Origin of the sequence: Paenibacillus sp. FSL R5-0923 (assembly GCF_038009145.1) — a bacterium.
Lineage (GTDB): Bacteria > Bacillota > Bacilli > Paenibacillales > Paenibacillaceae > Paenibacillus_AQ.
In genome coordinates, this window is record NZ_JBBPAT010000001.1 from 5,559,965 (window position 1) to 5,575,688 (window position 15,724).

Genomic DNA, 15,724 nt, shown 5'->3' on the forward strand with positions numbered 1-15,724 from the left:
TTAAACATGATCGTATAATAGATTCTTTAGTTCACTTTAGTAAAAAACCATTTCTGAGCATCGCTACCATTATCCGTCCACTGCTGAACCGCTGCGCCATCTGCGGTTGAGGCTCCGTTTACATCCATAGCTAATCCACTCACTTTAGAAATTAGTTTGTAGTAGCCACCCCCTACATCTACAATGCTCCACCGCTGAGCGTTGGTACCATTGTCATCCCATTGCTGCAACTGTACGCCGCTGGCGGTTGATGAGTTTGGCACATCCAATACTTTTCCACTATGCACTGCTGTCAGCTTATAGTAGCCGTCTCCCGTACTTTCCACCTTGAATTTCTGATTATTGGCTGTGTAATTGGTCCATTGCTGCATCTTTGCCCCACTTGCTGTGGACACATCCACTACGTCCAGAACCTTGCCACTAGCCTTGTCGGCTAAAGTATAAATCCCACCACTAACGATGTTTGAGGTAGGCGCGGATTGATACACCCGTACATAATCAACCAGCATTTGCGCCGGGAAAGCAGTTGAAGCGTTTGGACTTCCAGGCCAATTCCCACCAACAGCAAGGTTTAGCAGGATAAAGAAGGGTTTTTGGAACTCCTCCGTATTTCCCGTTCCATTCTCGATATAAAAAGCATTAAATTGGTTGCCATCTACAAACCACTTGATATAATTCGCATCCCATTCAACGCTGTACACATGGTATTGAGAGAAATCCAGATTTCCGGATACCTGCCCATACTCGGCATGCCCATTGGCATCCCAGTGTACCGTCCCATTAACAAAAGCATTATTGTTCACACGTTCCATAATGTCTGTTTCACCGGATTTAGGCCAACCTACTGTATCAATATTTGATCCAAGCATCCAAAATGCCGGCCAGAGTCCTTGACCCGAAGGCACCTTAACTCTAGCTTCGATTTTCCCATAGGTAAAACTTTTGAGTCCTTGTGTTTTGATCCGTGCAGAGGTGTAATTCATTCCACCGTAGGATTCTTTTTGCGCTGTAATAACCAGATTTCCACCCGTAACTTGCAGGTTCTGCGAACGACTAGTATAGTACTGAAGTTCATTGTTACCCCAGCCACCGCTCCCTGTGCCGATTTCGGCGGACCAGTTACCAGTATTCAGAGAATTCCCGTCAAATTCATCACTCCATACCAGATTCCAGTTCGAGGCTGCACTTGAATTACCTGTAGGCACTAGAGCAATCATGAGTGTAAACAGCAGAAATAGACTTAGCATTTTTCCTTTTCTCAACATCATCGTCTCCTCCTAATAAATGAAAAAATTATAGGACACAGGAATGCTTAAGACGATATCTGCCCAGGGTCAGCCCAATGGAATCACCTCTTTGATCTTATTGATTTCATTGCACGGCGCGCTCGTACACTTGAAACCGGTTTCGTTTTTGGATAAAAGAAAACACTATCCCCAAAACCAGCTATTACAGCCAGAGTCAGGTTAACGCACCACTTCATTTGCAGTGTACGTCTTCTCTATCCGTAATATGCCAAGATTTCAACCTTACTTATGTACTTTAATCCCATAGCCACTTCCTAGTTTACCTCCTGCAATTAAAAAGGCTTTTGCACGCCGTTGCAGTTGGGTGTTCTCTTCGTACTCTTGAGGGGTCATACTTAGTTTACTAAATATTCTTTCTTCTGCTTCCTTGGAACTTTTATCGACTTCATAAATGTTGAACTGGCTTTGAAACTGAATAATGTTCGATTCTGGGTTCAATACCTCACATAGTTCCGGATCAAGCAGCCATGAATGACAAATAAACACTGGAGTTATACCTCTAAAAAAAAATCTGGCTAACTGAAAGGATTCCTCCACACTTTGAACGGATAAAGGCTCTCCCGCTGGAATGTGCACATTAAGCACGATCTGATTGGTAAAGACTTTACAACCATCCACGACTAAATCCCTGTCCATCGCAAAAGGTTGAAATTGCATTCTTCCCAAACGAAATAAACGAAGCTGAACATGCTCTTGCAGCCAGTTATATTCTTCAATACCATATTCACCGTAATCACGTAGACATTGCATGCACCAGATCTGAATATCTGAGAATGTATCATTATAGATCTCATCCTCAATGTTACGAATACGATACTCTTCATAAGCATCTACTGCGAATCTCACAAATAAATATAATAGTTGCTTTCGATAGCCCTCCGATGCTTTCACAGATTCAAAAAAAGAAAATCTGTCAAAATAAAAATGTTGTTTATAAACTAGATATTCATCCTCTTTCATCTGAAACTCATAAACCTGCTGTCTAGCCGCTGGATCAAGCTTTATCCCTTCACACAATGCTCTGATGTTCACTATAAAACCTCCTAGAAGACCACGTTAAATCATAGCCTTCAAATATATATTTTCACGTGCTGGAATGCTAAATTCATAACTATAGAATCCATTTCGTGTTGTGCATAATATAGAATCAAGTGCTTCTGTTGTCAACGGAATCGTTGACCGCACTCCTTATGACTTTGCAGCAATAGCTCTCCGATGGCGGCTGTGGTACCAAAAGTCCCATCGATTTGGAAGATTGCGTTTATTTCAGTAAAGTATTTAAACACATTACAGGCCTAACAACTAGTGAATACAAAAGCGCTTCTGAAGTGAATTGATTCTACGGATTGTAAGAACTCATAAAATAAAACAAAAGAAACGGCATTTCTGCCGTTTCTTTGTTTTATGGATGGCCAGGGCTCGGAGCCTGTTTTACTCCAATCCATGTTCCTTACGGATGTTATACATGCCTTGAACAAGCAGCTCGGAAGGATCCCGATTCAATTGCAAGTGCGTTAACAATAAATGCAGTGGGAACGCACAAACGTTATTCCCATCGCTTATCGCTGGAAATCCAGCCTCGAAAACCGGACCTAGTTTTTCGTTCCAAGCTAGACCAACATGTACATCTTCTGGCGCAAATTCTTCGGTGATTTCTTTTATACATTGCGGAACTAATACATTGTCTATGATCGCTTTAGCTTCTTCTTCACTTGAAGGTGGTTTTGGAAGCGTTTTGCCTCCCTCAATCTTCATCAGATCAACAAAGAATGAAGCCATCCATGCTGCAGGATCCTTACCCGATTGGAATCTTGCAATCAATTCACGCAGAAAAAAGCCACAAGAATAGACATGGTCTAACTCAGACTTTACGTGAAAAACAAAAACCGGGCCGTAGGCCTCCATATTCAACACTTGTCCTTCAACGTCTTGAAAGTGCACTCTCAAAGCTACGAGACCGTTATGATGAACAGCCATCACTAGCTTATTCATATCCTCCTCAGACATTTCTGGATCATTGGTTATTTCCTCGTTCTCGTTTAATGTTTCTTCGTTCTCATTTGTTATCTCATTGGTCATTTTAAATTCCCTCCCGCTCCTATCATACCATCTAGTGAATTGAACTGACACTTTAATAATAGACAAATTCCTACCAGTTGAGGAGAAAATAAATAAACGGCATCTCTGCCGTTTATTTATGGGTCAACTCTTACTTAAGTCACATCCATTATTTTCTTCACTACTATACTGGTTAATTGTTTGATATCCCCAGGATCTAACTTGTAAGCAGAAGTAGCTTTCCGTGTCGGTTTAGGATTTGTCGATATTAAGTCAGCGATATACAGATCTATAAATACAACGGGATCAGCCCCAGTTCTTTTCCTGAGTTCGCCTGGTACCTTCGTGTTGGGTCCGTCCGCTCCGCCACTGATTGAAATAAAACCATACTTGTTCGGGTTTGTTTTCAAATGCTTTAAATAGGGTCGGAGTGGTGTGGCCACTTGCCCCATCCAGATCGGTCCGAAAAAGAGGATCAAATCATACTTCACTAATACATTAGGTGATGGCTGTACCAATGGTATCCTACTGAAAATCATATCCATTGTAATGGAACTCAATGTCCGCGGCTTGGATTCAGAAATCTGAAAATATTCAGACGACAGTTCTTTAGCCACACTGCCAGCTAATGCATCATTGTTGCCTGTGAATGAATACGATATGACTGCAATGTTCATCTTAGCCCTCCTGAAACGAATTATTTCGTCTTTGCTTGCTCCAGTGCATTTTCTAGTGCCTTAAGATGTGCTTTAGAGGTAAGCGTTGCCCCACTAATAACGTCTACCTGAAGGGATTGTGATTCAATCACATGTCTAAACAAATCACCAATGCTTATCCCCCCCTTCATTTTCAGCAGATTTCCATTTTTATCTAAAGCGCCTTTGAGTATTTTAATATCTAAAATTTGACCCTCAGATATTGATGCCTGAACCTTGGTATCTCTGGAATGATCCTTTGTGCCGATATATTCTCCCACATAGGTTCCATCACGCAGCTTTTGAAAATCAATGACGTCGATAGTAAGCTTCTGAACTTCACGCCTCCCTGGAGCGCTTAAGAGAATCCCTCCCCATACGATGACTACAATCACGACGAAGATGATCAGTATAACCATCCACATTGAGATCTTCCTTTTACTACTTACAACAATGTTCATTCGCATGCCCCTCTTCTCAGTTTTTGAATGAATATTATAATATTCATTCATTTTAAGGGATAAAAAAACTGCCTCATTCGTTCTATTTGGGGCAGTCTGTAAGACCCTTCATGATTAGTTCCATCATATGGTCCAGTAATTGTGGAAAGAACTCCAGTCCTATTTCTTCCTTGTGGGTCTCCACATTGATCATGGCGGCGAAGACCATCATAATCATTTTGCTGTCCATATCGCTTCGCATCTTGCCTTCGGTTTGCCATTGCTGCACAATTTCATGGAAGCTGTCATATAAGAAATCGTTCACCTGAATGCCGGTTTCTTCTCGATAAAGCTGTTCGATTTTCCCAAAAACACTTTTGTTGTACCATTCCTTTAGAATGGGGTTGGATATTATGCCTTCCACATTGAGTGCCATCATCTGCCGAATTACAATCACAGGGCTTTGGGTCATGTCAAGGGATTCCATACAGTTTTTTTTGAGTTTCGCATTTTCTTCAAGAAAGATATCCATAAAAAGCTTTTCCTTAGAAGGATAATAATTGTAAAAGGTTCCTATAGCTATTCCAGCTTTTTTTGTAATGTCCGAGACATTCGTATCCTTAAAACCTTTATTGCTAAATATCTCTTTCCCACAATCATAAATCTTTGTTTTTTTATCTTCCACTTTCCGCATCTCCATGAATGAATAATTATTCTTTCATTCATATCATAATGTCAAAAGTTGGATGTGTCAATGCAAAACTTATTTGTTATCTTTTCGTTCATTGAGCGACAATAAAATAAAAAAACGGCATCTCTGCCGTTTTCCCGATAGTTACAGAAACTTATAGTTTCATGAGATCCTCTTAATCCATCAGGTACAGATCCCCGAAGGCATTAACATCCTTCGAAGAACCTATGCCACTATTGTATTCCAGCCAGCCTCTACGCCCCTCGCCGTCATTATCATTGACCAGCAGCGAAAACTTAAGCTTCATTCCTTGCTTCACCTGCGTAATGTCATGGCTCAGTTCACGCCAGGGTATGGCTAATTCGTAGCTGGTTGTTGAATCTGAACGACTCACCGCATACTTTAGCTCTAGGGCATCATTTATATTGAATCCCATTGGGGTTAGCCAGCGCCACTTGAGTAAATTCCCTGCATTTCCCCGAGCCACACCTAGTTCATGATACTCCGAGGGTACCGTTCCGTCTGAGTTTGCAATACCAATCCCAATCTGAATGCTGTCCCCACTCCAAATAGCATCACCTGATGCCGACTGTTCATGCTTTTCATCTATAACTTCTACCCCTAGATAAAGGTTATCCGCGTCCCAAGCTAAGGAACCGGTCGCACTGATATCCTGCTCACCTCGCCAACCATTGATTTTGATATCCTTCACATCAAAGCGAGCCAGATCACTCCAATCTGTTAGGTTACCATCAATTTCAACGGGCTTACTGAGTTTTGGCAACAACAGCGCGTTAAAGGAATCTAACGTCGTCTGCAATAGATTACCTATGTCATTATAAGATTTAAGTGTCCGTTGTCCTCTAGCAAGCTCAGGAATCTCTAACCGCACACTCTTTCCTGATTCCAGATTCTCCACAGTGGCGTTGTAGGTCCTCTGAGTAGAACGTCCTGTTTCATAATCGGCTTCCACTGAACCATTGAAATTGTTCTTAGACTGATTAGTAACATCCATATGAGTTTTTAATTCCTTGGCAGCTTCATCATAATATGTCTCATATTTCACCGTCAGCGGGTCGATTACGTTAACATTGACAGCGAAGCTCATTGCCGTTTTAGGATCTTCGCCTCGTGAGACAAACAGCGTATCGTTTCCTCGCACCAAGCCATCCGGAACCTGTATCCGAAGTCTGTCTTCTTCCTCCTGCTCACGAAGTATCCAGCCCTCAGGCAAATCGATGTTCATCGACTCCTTCGCAGGAATGCGATAGGCCTCAGGCAGCTTAATATCAAAGGCATCGCCGGAAGCAATCGAAATTCCGGAATTCTCTGGCAGCTTTGTAAGATCAGAACTATTCATGACATTCCATAGAAAATGTGTTGTCGTCTCCATAATCTCATCGATGTATTTATCATTCTTGTAGTCATGTCCGACACCTTCCATGGTGAGTAGATTATGATACACCCCCTTCTCTTTCAGCTGTTCGGCCAATTCAACACTTTGCTGGTACGGCACCAGTTTGTCTATCGTTCCATGAATGATGAGGACCGGAGGCAGCTTGCTGTCCGCACTTTTCGTCAGATCACCGCCATAAATATCAACAATAGAAAATACAGATTTAATGATGGAAGGATCCTGTGATACATATTGATTGACAAAGTTTATGGCTAGATGTCCCCCCGCCGAATCACCACCGATAACAATATGGCTTGCATCCATCCCGTAAATCTCTGCGTTATCGTTGATCCATTTAATCACATCGGTTATATCTTCATAAGCGTCATTAAGTGTGCGGCTGAAATTAGTAAATGGATCTTTTTTCAGCCTGTAATCAACGGACAATACAGCATATCCTCGCTTCGCCAATCCCGTAGAAAAGTCTGCTGCATCGTTCTTATTCCCTTCTGTATAACCACCACCGTGAATGAAAATAAATACAGGCCTCTTCTCGTTATTATCGCCAGACGGCTCGTACAGATCGAGTTTCAGCGGTTCTACAGCATCTGTCTCATTCTTCTTGCTCGCATACAAAATATCTCCTTTCACAGTAACCTTATAAGCAGGAGTCAAGTACTGAACCGAAATTTGTCCGTTATTGACAGTAACTTTAGCCGCTGATGTACTACTGTCAGTAGTAATCACGTTAGTCACTTCTTTTCCTTCCTTTTCTAAAGCGCTCTTATTCTCTCGGTTATGCAGTAACAACCAGGAACCTAAAACGATTACTAGGATCGTAAGAACGTAAATAAGCCTACGCTTCATTATGACAACCTCCCAGAATGATTTTGGATTTGAAAAAGTAATATAATTCCAATATCATCATTCTAGAATTCAAGGCATCGTTTAACAATTATGTATTCCTTCGTGAATTAGGTTTAATATTACGAACATTTAGTGAACAAGAAAGCGTATAATTAGGTAGAATCGGCTTTGTCATAGAAATAGATAGAGGAGGACATTACAATCATGAAGTTGAGCATGAATTGGGTAACGCTTAGGGTGCGCGATCTGGAGGCTTCCCTTGATTTTTATAACCGGATTCTGGGGCTTCCCATTGACCGCAGATTTGAGAGTAGAGGAAAACAAATTGTTATGTTAGGCACGGTGGATCAGCCCAAAATCGAGCTTATTCAGGGTAGTGATCCGGCACTGAAGCCGGAATGCGGCGTTTCTGTTGGTTTCGAAGTGGAATCGCTCGACGATGCCATTACGTATTTGAAAAGCCAAGGCATCCCCGTCGCACGTGGACCGATCACACCAAATTCCCATCTGCGATTCTTATATATACTGGACCCAGACGGCTTCGAGGTACAGTTAGCGGAGCATAGCTAGGCTAGCACTCTTCAAGCAAAAAAAAAAAGGAAGTGTCCCATTAGCCATGAAATGGCTGCAGTGACACTTCCTTTTTTTAATTATATCTGCTAATTTGTTATGGGTTGAAGGCTACTACTCATTCTGTTATCTTACGAGCTACCAGCGCCAAGTCTTTCAAATCAATCACACCATCTTTATTGATATCGGCACGTTTAGCCTCAGCCCAATCCGGACTGCTGGTATCCTTGCCATAATTAGCAGCAACAATCGCCAAGTCACCGATGGACACTTTGCCATCTTTATTGATGTCACCAGTCATACCAGGCTCCGGCTCTTCTGCTGTTATCTTGAGCTTATGGCTCGACGTAACAGTTTCGCTCTCCTTGCCTTCCGCATCTGCTACGATCACTTTTTCAATCTGAATAGTACTCTCTGTAGCTTCCGCTACTGTTTTAGTACCGAAATCCAAGGATAACAGCTGCAGATTGCCAGTCACAGCATTTCCCGCACCTTCACTCACCACCAGGAGTCGTAGTTTTCCAGGCGTGTGATTAGCAGTTTCAAGCACCTGGATTCCACTACGCAAGGAAGTAGCAGCCTTGAATTCCAATAGCTTAGGATCATAGTTCATGGTTATATCCATCGCATATACAGCATCTGTTACACTTTTTACCCCAAACGCCAGTTGAAAGTCATTACCTCCAGCTACAGTGTCTACCCCAGACAGAACAGAAGTCATCTTACCCGATGGATCAACCTCACCATTCCCGTCTTTTTTAACGGTAATGATCTCGTGGATTTTGGGTTTAGTTGAACCCTCCCACTGAATCTTCACTTCAAACACATTACTATACTTGGAGGTATCAAATGTATTATAAGATGAGGACAGGTTACCTACCTTATGCCATCCACTCGCATCTCGCACGGACACCGCAGCGTTTGAATTATCCGATGGATTTTGCAAAACTATCACTTCTTTTACCTTCGTATCCTTCGACAACTTATAATTTAAGGAACCCGTATTCCCAGCACCCGGCATATAGAAGGTGGAGAGCTTTTTGTCAACGGACAGCAATGCTTCATTTCCTATGTTTCCAGCAGGTTCAGCCTGGATAGCCGGATTGGAAGTTCCCGGTCTTTCAATCCCTTCATTAACCAAAATTTCATTAAGCGCGAGCCATGCATCATAGGTTTCTGTTGAAATTAATCTTACATATCGGGCTTGCTTGCCACCGTCAACTTGAACTCGCTTATAACGGTAAGGCACCTCGTGCTCTGGGAAATTCAAACTCCGATCGCTCGGATTAGTAAACGTATGGATCGTATCCCATGTCTCTCCGTCTAGCGACAGCTGTAAATCTCCTTTACGGAAGAAATCTCCTTCACCGTCTCCAATCACGACAGCTACATTCTGGACATTCACCACACCGCCCATATCGATCTGAATATACTTCCCTTTCGATTGAATCGAACCGAACCAAACCTTGTTCTCTAAAGAAGCATTGTACACGTTGTTGATAGAACCTTCATAAATGCTTCCGTAATTATGAGTAATCATAGGTGGAGAGAATTTGTTCAGCTTGATCATGAGCCTTGTCAGATCTACAGTGATATTCTCAGTTCCCTTGTTTATGATCCGGAAATAGGCAGCACTAGCAAACGCCCCATTCCCCTCATTAATCTGTTCCCATTCCACACCGTTCTTTGAGGATTCTAACCGGACTTCTCCGTTAGAAGCTTCAAGCGCAACTTGCGTGATCTCTTCAATGGATTTCAAATTAATCCCAACATATTGGGATGGCTTTAATGTGATTCCATTCATATTCGATAATTGCACAGAATTATCTGCTACCATAACAGGAGTATCCTTCAACTCTGTCACATCGGTGTAAATGGCTACCTTATCTTTACCTGCATTTACGGAAAACTCGCGAACTGCCGTCCATAAATCAGGCTTACCTCCAGGTATTCCAGCATGAGTCAATCGATATCGAACCATCCTTGCCTCCACATTGAGCCCGGAAGCAGAAATTTTATACCCGGAACGCTCTTCTCCGATTGTAGTCCATTCTTGACCGTTCACGGAATACTCAAGAATCCCCCTTTGGAATATATCGTGATCCGCATCATTTCTACCTTGTGTGATCGCAATTTCTTCCACTTTAATGGTTTTTCCAAAATCAACACCATACCAGTCTCCATTCTGTTGAAGCGTCTGAATATAGACGTTCGTTGCTAAATCTCCATCTACCATCAGGTTTAATCCTGAAGGAGAACCATAAGAGCTTACAGCTAGAGGTTTAACATATTCCGGGTCCACCAAAGTATAAATCTGAGCATCCAGTTTATTGATGAGCTGCTCAGCAAAAGGAACCAGCCGCTTTGCTCCTGCCTCGACCGTCACATCTGGAGAATTAAGCTTCTCAATTTTGAATGTTTTGGATAAGCTTAATGCGCTTGTGGCCTTAGCCAGTGCTTCCCATGCCTGATCAACATTCTCTTTCTGGATTGCTATCGCAGAGAGAACTGCCGATTTATCGGCAAGAACGACATTTTGCAAGCTATTTAGCCATGGATCAATTTCTTCTTCCATATTTTCATTCGTGTTATTTACTCTAAACGACGCGATGGCATCCAATACTAGATCAAATTCTTGAATCAATGTATTCCCCGTCGTTTCTATCGGCTGACCACTTGAGTATTCACTTAAGAATTGCGCTAGCTCAGCTTTGATATTTTCCGATTCACCTACTACAAGTCCATGACCGCTAGGCGATGGGTCACTCATATGATAGGCGATCGTATTAAGCTCAGAAGCAACTTCAGGAGCAATATGCTTAAATGAATCGAGCCAGCTCTCCTCTTGATCAAAATCATCTACATTCCAAGTGTAATCCGCAACCGCGAAGATACCGATCTTAGATAATTCCGCATGCTTCATAGGATTTGACACTACACCTGAAATATTATGTGTACCTGGAATGAGCACTTCTGCTTTACCGAGCAGCAGTCTTGCATCCTTATAGTCATTCACTGGCCAGTTTAACCACATATATGGGTCTCTTCCATGTGCATCTTTCGGCCACTGCATATCTGCTGCATTAACAGAGGCAACAACGCCGTTTCCGGTCCACATTATATCTACATTCTCTGGCACATTTCTCAAGGCTTCAAGATAGGGTCTGCCAGTCGTTCCTGTCCAGCTTTTATTATAATATGGAGGACAATAAATTAATGATTTGACGTCTTTCTTGGACGTTACCCAATTCGCAACATCCGTAATAAGCTTAACATGTTTATCCTTATCCACTAATGATTGTGATGTGCTGATATCATCCATAAATAGTCCAAATTGACGTACGCCTACACTATACAATTGTTCAAGCTTTGCAAGTAAGGTTTGGAGTTCTACATCATAATTGTTCCAATTGATCATATTGAACCCTGGATGAATTGCCCATACAAACTGCGTCTTGGATTCATCGCCAACATCAACCAGTTCTTTGATCTTGGCAAGCTCAGCTGCAGGATAGGGTGTTCTCCATTGCGCGTTATGGTACTTGTCATCTTTAGGTGCAAAAATATAAGAGTTCATCTTCAGCTCTCCACCGAAACGCATCAAGCTCATTCGATCTTCATGTGACCAAGGTGTGCCGTAAAAGCCTTCGATAAATCCCCGTGAGCGAGTATCAGAGAAATCTTCGATGGTGAGATTACGAACCTGCAGATCAGGAATTTGATCAAAAATCATCTTCAGCGATGCCAGGCCATAATAAGCCGCATCCGTATTTTTACCTAATATCGCAATAACACCTTTATTCTGTTGCTTGGTGCTAACGTTAAGAACATAAGCGTCCAGCTCATTGAAGTGATCCGCCTCATAGGGAATATTCTGAGTGAAGTAGTTGTCTACATAGCCTGATGAATTTCTAGTTCCCAAAAAGATATTTGTTTTCCCTGCTACTACAGCTCCTGACTCAGTGACCTGAAGTGATTTGGAATCCAGTATCCTTTGAAGCAGCTTTCTTGTCGGCTGGTCAATCGAATCTTCAATAACAACGTTTACATTTTGTGTAATGGTTAAGGTTGTCTCTTCTTCGGTTTGTTGCTGCGGTAATGGATAGATTTCATAGGATTCCGTTAATTTTGCATCTTTTTGCGGAAGATCAGAAGCTACATCCGCTGCAGCTGCAAAACTGGAGAACAAGCCGGCCACCATCATAAGTGTAATGAAGATACTGAGAATCTTCTTCGGCATTTCCTTAACCCTCCTATAATTAACCTTTCAACGCACCTGCTGTTAACCCACCCGTAATTTGACGTTGATACAACACATACATCACAATGACGGGAATCATAGAAATGGAAAGACCCGCAAACAATGGCCCCCATTCCGTTCTGTACTGCATTTCCCCTTGCATAATGGCTATTCCGACAGGAATGGTGTATTTCGCTGGATCGTTGATCAATACCGTGGCCATGATGTACTCATTCCACACGGTTAAAGCATTCATAATTCCTACTGTGATTAATCCTGGCTTCGATAATGGCAACATGATCTTGAAGAAAACGCCGTATAGTGAAGATCCATCAATTGTTGCGGCTTCTTCAAGCTCACGGGGAAGTGCCTTGAAAAATCCAACCAGAAAGAAGATACCGAATGGAAGGATGCCAATCGTTCCGACAGAATAAACAAGCGTGAGCCCTACTAAGGAGTTGGACAAATTCATATCTCCGAGAAGAAAGAACAACGGTATCAATCCGAGTGTGGTTGGAATCATCATTGAAGCAACGTATACAAAATAAAACAGGCCTCTAGATTTAAAGGTAAACCGAGCTAATATATATGCTGTTGTAGCAGCCATAATAAGCGATAACAGTGTACTAGCCACGGTTACTATAATGGAGTTCAGGAAGTAGTCGCCAAAGTTTGCTCTGCTCCACACATTTGTATAGTTTTCAAAACGAAAAATAGATGGGAAATCCCACGGTTTCCCGAGCATAACCTGCTGATTATCCTTTAAGGATGTCAGGAATGTCCAAAGAACAGGATATAAGACTACCAAGCTCCACAAGATGAGGAAAAATCGAACTGCAATTTTTGATATCAGCAGAAGTGGTTTTTTGGCGGGATTATCGTTCAAAGTATTTTCCTCCTTACATTTCAATGGACTCTCGGTGAAGAATGCGCTGCAAAATTAGAGTAGTGATTAAAGATAACAGTAAGATCAGCACCCCGATGGTTGCCCCGTAGCTTAAATGGAACTGTTTGAAGCCCATCTGATACAAATAATAACCGAGCACTTGTGTCTGATTATCCGGGCCACCATCCGTCATCAGCTTAACGATAATAAAGGAGCCGTTCAGTGTTGTGATTACGATGTGAATGATAGAGGTTTTGAATTGCTCCCAAATCAGGGGTAAAGTAATTCGAGTAAACTGTTGCCATTGCCCCGCACCGTCAATACTGGCTGCTTCATATAGCGAGGAAGGAATACCTAGAATAGAAGCGATAATGAGCAGCATATAGAATCCGATACCAGCCCATACACTAGGAGGAAGAAGTGACCACATTGCGAGGTTTGAATCACCTAACCAGTTCGTTTCCACTGGTTTTCCTGTAAATAACGAGATGAATGCATTCAGGAATCCAAGACGGGGATTGTATATAAAACTCCACAATACACCGATAACGGCTACGGAAATGATATTCGGAAAGAAAAACACCACTCGGTAAAAACCGTATTCTTTCAATTTCAAACGGGTCAATGATACTGCGAAAAACGTTGCAAATAACATGATTAAGATGACCTTCCAAAAAATCAAGAAATAATCATTCGAAATGGCTTTTGGTATGATCTCATCCGAGAATAATTGTCTATAATTATCAATACCGATAAAATTCATCGATTCGGAACCGCCTGACCAATCGAAGAAGCTTAAGTACAAGCCTCGAAACAACGGATAAATAGTGAATAAACAAAAGATAGCAAACGTAGGCAGCAAGAAACTCGCAATAAACAAATTACGTTTCCACAATTTATTGTTCTTCATGGGCGTAAGCCATCCTCCCCTTAAATTTGAAAGAACAATCAGAGGCACGTATGTCCTCTGATTGTTTAGAAAGAAGAGTCATGAACTTACTTCCGGATTTTGGCTGCCGCCTTCTCCATACGGTCCATCCATTCTTCTGGTGTAATGGAACCTTGCAGCAATGCAATGGTTGCATCATTCTCAGCCTGCTCAATGTCCGCGGCCAATTTAAATACAGGAGCAACGATCGTGTCACTACCGTTGAAATATTTCATTGCCGTTTTAACAACATCACTTGCGCCTGAAGATTCCAGATCTGCCTTGACGTTCATCAAAGCGCCAGTCAGCTCAGCCCAACGAACTGCGGCTTGTTTCGTAAAGATAAATTCAATAAATGCTTTTGCTGCATCTGGATTTTTAGCCTTCTTTGCAATTGCAATGTTACTAGTGTAAGGAATAGCCACAAATTTACCGCCTGGCTTTTGCATAACGGAAGGAATGAATCCAAATTTGAAGCCTTCTGGAACATCTTTTTTCATTTCATTTTCGAGCCACAAGCCATTAGGAATCATTGCATCTTTATGCTGTAAGAAGAGCATTTGGGAGTCTGTATGACTCATACCGAACGATGCGTTATCGAAATACCCTTTGTCCCTCATATCAACGATCTTTTTCAAGGTATTCGCTACAGCATCATTTTTGAAAGAACCTTCTTTAGCAGCTTCTTGATCCTTTAAGATCTGCGGATTGTCCCCATTCTCAGATACAAAACCTGTATTTAAGAGACCTCCCACGATGTAGTATGGGTATTTACCGGTATGAATGTAAGGATATACGCCATCCGCTTTGATTTTTTCACTTGTGGCGAGGAAGCTATCCCAATCTTTCGGAACATCCCATCCCTTTTCAGTAAACAGGGTTTCATCATAGAAGGTTCCCCATGATCCGAATACGAGTGGAATCGTATAGTTTTTGCCACTGTAGTCTTGTGGAGGTGCGATCAAGTTGCTCGTAAGCGGCTCGCCGTCCACATTGCTCGCAGCTTTAACCCAATCTGTAATATCCATCAATTGGTCGTCGAGCACCATTTGCGTTTCGTTCGAGCCTGCTCCATCGATGTATACAACATCTGGTGGATTACCTTGGATCCAGCGGGGCTTCATTTGCTCGTTGATTTGTGAACCTGCGGATTCCTTAATGTTGACATCTGGGTACTTCTTCTTGAATTCACCAATGACTTCTTTCCACCAACCGTCTCCATAACCACCGACAAAGTATTGGATTTCGAGGTCTCCCGTTACTTTCGGCTCTTCAGGCTTGGGCTCGTCTGTCTTCGCTGGCTCAGTCTGCGTCGCAGCTGTTGTTTTCTCGGGAGCTGGAGCTTCAGCCCCATTTGTCCCCCCGCCACATCCTGCCAGAGACAATACAATGGACATCATAACTAGACTTAATGCCGCTTTCTTTTTACCCTTGCTTTTCATTGGCTATCCCCCTCGAATAAACTTGCTCGACTTCTCTAAGCACTTGATTTTACAATTCTGACTGTAATTCCATTAACACTTTTCCATTATATAGGCTATAAAAACGTAACCACATGATCTCTTTTGATGTGGAGTTGATACTTTTTGTCCTATAGAACCTTTTTTTGTTTACAAAAGAAGGACACCTGAGTAAAAACTCAGGTG

The 15,724-nt window shown here is 42.2% G+C and carries 12 protein-coding genes; 1 reads left to right on the top strand and 11 read right to left on the bottom strand.

Annotated elements, in window-relative coordinates; translation table 11 throughout:
• Positions 1–26 precede the first annotated feature (26 nt).
• From MKX35_RS25000 to MKX35_RS25030, 7 genes are all read right to left on the bottom strand, one after another.
• Positions 27–1,268, bottom strand: coding sequence for an RICIN domain-containing protein (locus MKX35_RS25000; protein ID WP_371915714.1), 1,242 nt, complete (start codon positions 1,266–1,268; stop codon positions 27–29).
• 261 nt (positions 1,269–1,529) lie between these two features.
• Positions 1,530–2,339 (bottom strand): acyltransferase domain-containing protein, encoded by an 810-nt coding sequence (locus MKX35_RS25005; RefSeq protein WP_076300811.1) that lies wholly within the window; start codon positions 2,337–2,339, stop codon positions 1,530–1,532.
• Between the two features lie 399 nt (positions 2,340–2,738).
• The gene (locus MKX35_RS25010) at positions 2,739–3,386 is read right to left on the bottom strand and encodes a hypothetical protein (protein ID WP_042186601.1); all 648 of its coding nucleotides are present in this window, start codon (positions 3,384–3,386) and stop codon (positions 2,739–2,741) included.
• A 134-nt stretch (positions 3,387–3,520) separates the two neighbouring features.
• The gene (locus MKX35_RS25015; protein ID WP_076283284.1) at positions 3,521–4,042 is read right to left on the bottom strand and encodes a flavodoxin family protein; all 522 of its coding nucleotides are present in this window, start codon (positions 4,040–4,042) and stop codon (positions 3,521–3,523) included.
• 20 nt (positions 4,043–4,062) lie between these two features.
• Positions 4,063–4,521: an FMN-binding protein gene (locus tag MKX35_RS25020; protein WP_076300810.1), complete on the bottom strand. Its 459-nt coding sequence runs from the start codon at positions 4,519–4,521 to the stop codon at positions 4,063–4,065.
• 82 nt (positions 4,522–4,603) lie between these two features.
• On the bottom strand, positions 4,604–5,185 hold the full coding sequence (locus tag MKX35_RS25025; RefSeq protein ID WP_076283286.1) for a TetR/AcrR family transcriptional regulator: 582 nt from the start codon (positions 5,183–5,185) through the stop codon (positions 4,604–4,606).
• A gap of 181 nt (positions 5,186–5,366) precedes the next feature.
• Complete coding sequence (locus tag MKX35_RS25030) at positions 5,367–7,454, bottom strand: alpha/beta hydrolase fold domain-containing protein (protein WP_076300809.1); 2,088 nt, start codon at positions 7,452–7,454, stop codon at positions 5,367–5,369.
• A gap of 204 nt (positions 7,455–7,658) precedes the next feature.
• Between MKX35_RS25030 and MKX35_RS25035 the strand changes: the two genes are divergently transcribed.
• Positions 7,659–8,024 (top strand): VOC family protein, encoded by a 366-nt coding sequence (locus tag MKX35_RS25035; RefSeq protein ID WP_081383064.1) that lies wholly within the window; start codon positions 7,659–7,661, stop codon positions 8,022–8,024.
• 118 nt (positions 8,025–8,142) lie between these two features.
• On the opposite strand, the gene MKX35_RS25040 is transcribed toward MKX35_RS25035, so the two are convergent.
• The 4 genes from MKX35_RS25040 to MKX35_RS25055 form a co-directional block, all read right to left on the bottom strand.
• Positions 8,143–12,264 (bottom strand): beta-N-acetylglucosaminidase domain-containing protein, encoded by a 4,122-nt coding sequence (locus MKX35_RS25040; protein WP_076300808.1) that lies wholly within the window; start codon positions 12,262–12,264, stop codon positions 8,143–8,145.
• A 19-nt stretch (positions 12,265–12,283) separates the two neighbouring features.
• Positions 12,284–13,150: a carbohydrate ABC transporter permease gene (locus MKX35_RS25045; protein ID WP_042186596.1), complete on the bottom strand. Its 867-nt coding sequence runs from the start codon at positions 13,148–13,150 to the stop codon at positions 12,284–12,286.
• A gap of 13 nt (positions 13,151–13,163) precedes the next feature.
• The gene (locus tag MKX35_RS25050) at positions 13,164–14,060 is read right to left on the bottom strand and encodes a carbohydrate ABC transporter permease (RefSeq protein ID WP_042186594.1); all 897 of its coding nucleotides are present in this window, start codon (positions 14,058–14,060) and stop codon (positions 13,164–13,166) included.
• An 86-nt stretch (positions 14,061–14,146) separates the two neighbouring features.
• The gene (locus MKX35_RS25055; protein WP_076300807.1) at positions 14,147–15,520 is read right to left on the bottom strand and encodes an extracellular solute-binding protein; all 1,374 of its coding nucleotides are present in this window, start codon (positions 15,518–15,520) and stop codon (positions 14,147–14,149) included.
• Between the last annotated feature and the right edge of the window lie 204 nt (positions 15,521–15,724).